This is a genomic window from Pontibacterium sp. (assembly GCF_041587635.1).
Taxonomy (GTDB): domain Bacteria; phylum Pseudomonadota; class Gammaproteobacteria; order Pseudomonadales; family Balneatricaceae; genus Pontibacterium.
Window position 1 is genome coordinate 1 of sequence record NZ_JBFGYC010000454.1, and the last position, 3,319, is coordinate 3,319.

Consider the following 3,319-nt stretch of genomic DNA (forward strand, 5'->3'; position numbering starts at 1 on the left):
GCCTGACGGGCAAACTCATCACAATCAAATGGGATCAGACAACGCTCTGCTGCCACCAATGCCGATAAGGTAAAGAAGTTAAAAGCCGGTGGAGTATCGATATAAACCGCATCGTAGCTCGCTTCCAGCTTTTTCAAAGCATCACGAAGCTTATAGATCTTATGTTTGGATTCCAGCTTGGACTGCAGATCACCCAAATTGTAGCTCGCTGGCAACATATGCAGATTTTCATAGCGGGTTTCGTGAATGAAATCCTGTGGATCAGCGGGATTAACCTGAAAACTCAGGGTCTGCTCAAAGAAGTCACGAACAGTTGGCGACAGATCCATATAGTCATCGCCCATCAGATAGTGACTGGAGTTGCATTGCGGGTCCAGATCCACAACCAGTGTGCGCAATCCACGGGCTGCACTGATCGAAGCCAGGTTCACAGCGATGCTGGATTTACCCACGCCCCCTTTCTGGTTAAATACAACGCGTCGTATCATCGTAATCGCTCCTTTCCGTTGCCTGTCCGTCACTTGCCACAGCCTGTTCATCGAACTGTCTTTAGAATCAGGATATTGCAGTGCAATATCCATAATATTGAAGCGAACGTCAATCTTTATGTCTGGAATGAGCGGCAAACTTCCAGAAAACAACCAGTTAGAGCGCCTTAATATAAATTGCTGCAAAAACAACCAAGACTTTAGTCAAAACAAGTGGGGAAATCGCGGCGAAATTCGGGAAAGTTGACAGAAAACAACTAAAACTTGCCCACATATAGACAACCCTTTCTGAGTTGTGCAAACTATACCGCTAAATCACACTCTGTGGTGCTATTCAGCGCGTTTGCATTAAGGCTGCATCGATGGCAAAAATTCTTGTATTACATGGTCCAAACCTGAACCTTCTCGGCACTCGGGAACCCGAAGTGTACGGTTCAACTACGCTTGCGGACATCAATCAGGAACTCAGCCAGACAGCCAGCAACGCAGGCCACGACCTCGACAGTTTTCAGAGTAACGCCGAATTTGAACTGATCGAACGCATTCACCGGGCACAAAGTGAAGGCGTTGTCTTCATCATTATCAACCCGGCTGCATTCACTCATACCAGTGTTGCTTTGCGCGATGCCTTATTAGGCGTTGCCATTCCTTTCATCGAGGTTCACCTCTCTAACGTGCACGCACGAGAGACATTCCGCCATCACTCCTACTTCTCGGATAAAGCCGTGGGTGTGATCTGTGGTTTGGGCGCCCAGGGATACCAATTTGCACTGCAATCTGCTTGTACGCAGCTTGCGTGATACCGAACAGCAACAGTAACAGTTAAAGAGACAAGACCCAGAATGGATATTCGCAAAGTTAAAAAGCTTATCGAACTGCTTGAAGAATCCAACATCAACGAAATCGAAATCAAAGAAGGCGAAGAGTCTGTTCGCATCAGCCGCGGCACCAGTGTAACCGCCGCACCTGTTGCTTACGCTCCACCAGTTGCACCCGTTGCCGCGGCACCAGTTGCGCCTGTAGCCGCGGCACCAGCTGCTGAAGCGGAAGCGCCTTCGCATACAGGTCATGTTGTAACGTCTCCAATGGTGGGGACTTTCTACCGTTCCCCATCTCCAAGCTCTCCAGTATTCATTGAAGTTGGACAGACAGTAAAAGTAGGTGACGTGATCTGTATCGTGGAAGCGATGAAGATGATGAACCAGATCGAAGCGGATAAGGCCGGTGTTGTGGAAGCAATTCTGGCTGAAGACGGTCAGCCGGTTGAGTTCGACCAGCCGCTGGTTACCATCGTTTAAGCGCTCCCACAGACCTGATTCAAGGACATCCAGATGCTGGAAAAAGTAGTCATTGCCAACCGGGGTGAGATCGCACTGCGTATCCTGCGTGCCTGCAAAGAGCTGGGCATCAAGACCGTAGCTATTCACTCCACGGCTGACCGCGACCTGATGCATGTACGTCTTGCAGATGAAGCTGTCTGCATTGGTCCGGCGCCATCCCCACAGAGTTACCTGAACATCCCTGCCATTATTGCTGCAGCCGAAGTCACCGACGCTATGGGTATCCACCCAGGTTACGGTTTCCTGGCGGAAAATGCTGATTTTGCTGAGCAGGTTGAGCGTTCAGGCTTCCAGTTCATCGGCCCACGCGCTGAAACGATTCGCCTGATGGGTGATAAAGTTTCTGCGATCGAAGCGATGAAGAAAGCAGGCGTACCAACAGTACCGGGCTCTGATGGCCCGCTGCCCGTTGATGATGGCCCGGCAATGCAGAAGATCGCTCAGCGTATCGGCTACCCGGTGATCATCAAAGCGGCCTCCGGTGGTGGTGGTCGCGGTATGCGCGTTGTGCATTCCGAAGCCTCTCTGCTGAACTCCGTACACATTACGCGCTCCGAAGCTGCTGCTGCATTCGGCGACGATACCGTGTACATGGAGAAATTCCTGCAGAACCCTCGCCACGTTGAAGTTCAGATTCTGGCTGATGGCCAGGGCAACGCCGTTCATCTGTATGATCGCGACTGTTCCATGCAGCGCCGTCACCAGAAAGTGGTTGAGGAAGCTCCAGCACCTCACCTGGATCCTGCCGCGCGCGCAGACGTTCTGCAGTCCTGTGTCGATGCATGTATCGAAATCGGTTACCGCGGTGCAGGTACGTTTGAGTTCCTATACGAAGATGGCGGTTTCTACTTCATCGAAATGAACACCCGTGTGCAGGTTGAGCACCCGGTGACTGAGATGATTACCGGCGTTGATATCGTTAAAGAACAGCTGCGCATTGCTTCTGGCCTGCCACTGTCTCTGAAACAGGAAGATATCGTCGTACAGGGCCACGCTTTCGAGTGCCGCATCAACGCGGAAGACCCGAAATCGTTCCTGCCAAGCCCGGGTAACGTGAAGCATTTCCACGCACCAGGTGGTCTGGGTATTCGTGTAGATTCTCACTTGTACTCGGGTTATACCGTACCTCCGCACTACGATTCACTGATCGCTAAACTGATCAGCTACGCGGAAGACCGTGAAACCTCACTGATCCGTATGCGTAACGCACTGGACGAAGCCGTCATTGATGGTATTCGCACCAACATCCCGCTGCATCAGGAAATCGTACGTGATACTCACTTCCAGGAAGGTGGCGTAAACATCCACTATCTGGAAAAGAAACTGGGCCTGTAATCAGACCCGTTTCCATCACACTATAAAAGCCCGCCCACGTGCGCAATGCTGTTCACTTTAGAGGAGCAGCTTTACGATCCACTGGATAACGGGTTTTTGATATCTTCACTGTCCGAGGCGTTGTTCGCCTCGGACGCCTCTTTAAAAACAGGCCAC

The 3,319-nt window shown here is 51.2% G+C and carries 4 protein-coding genes; 3 read left to right on the top strand and 1 reads right to left on the bottom strand.

Annotated elements, in window-relative coordinates; all coding sequences use genetic code 11:
- Positions 1-485: ParA family protein (locus ABYW01_RS17320; protein ID WP_372835152.1), on the bottom strand; the 485-nt coding region annotated here is incomplete at its 3' end.
- A gap of 365 nt (positions 486-850) precedes the next feature.
- Between ABYW01_RS17320 and aroQ the strand changes: the two genes are divergently transcribed.
- The 3 genes from aroQ to accC are packed head-to-tail and all read left to right on the top strand — an operon-like array spanning position 851 to position 3,163.
- The gene (gene aroQ, locus ABYW01_RS17325) at positions 851-1,288 is read left to right on the top strand and encodes a type II 3-dehydroquinate dehydratase (RefSeq protein ID WP_372835155.1); all 438 of its coding nucleotides are present in this window, start codon (positions 851-853) and stop codon (positions 1,286-1,288) included.
- A gap of 42 nt (positions 1,289-1,330) precedes the next feature.
- Positions 1,331-1,786: an acetyl-CoA carboxylase biotin carboxyl carrier protein gene (gene accB / locus ABYW01_RS17330; protein WP_372835158.1), complete on the top strand. Its 456-nt coding sequence runs from the start codon at positions 1,331-1,333 to the stop codon at positions 1,784-1,786.
- Positions 1,787-1,819: 33 nt separating this feature from the next.
- On the top strand, positions 1,820-3,163 hold the full coding sequence (gene accC, locus ABYW01_RS17335; protein WP_372835160.1) for an acetyl-CoA carboxylase biotin carboxylase subunit: 1,344 nt from the start codon (positions 1,820-1,822) through the stop codon (positions 3,161-3,163).
- Positions 3,164-3,319: the final 156 nt, after the last annotated feature.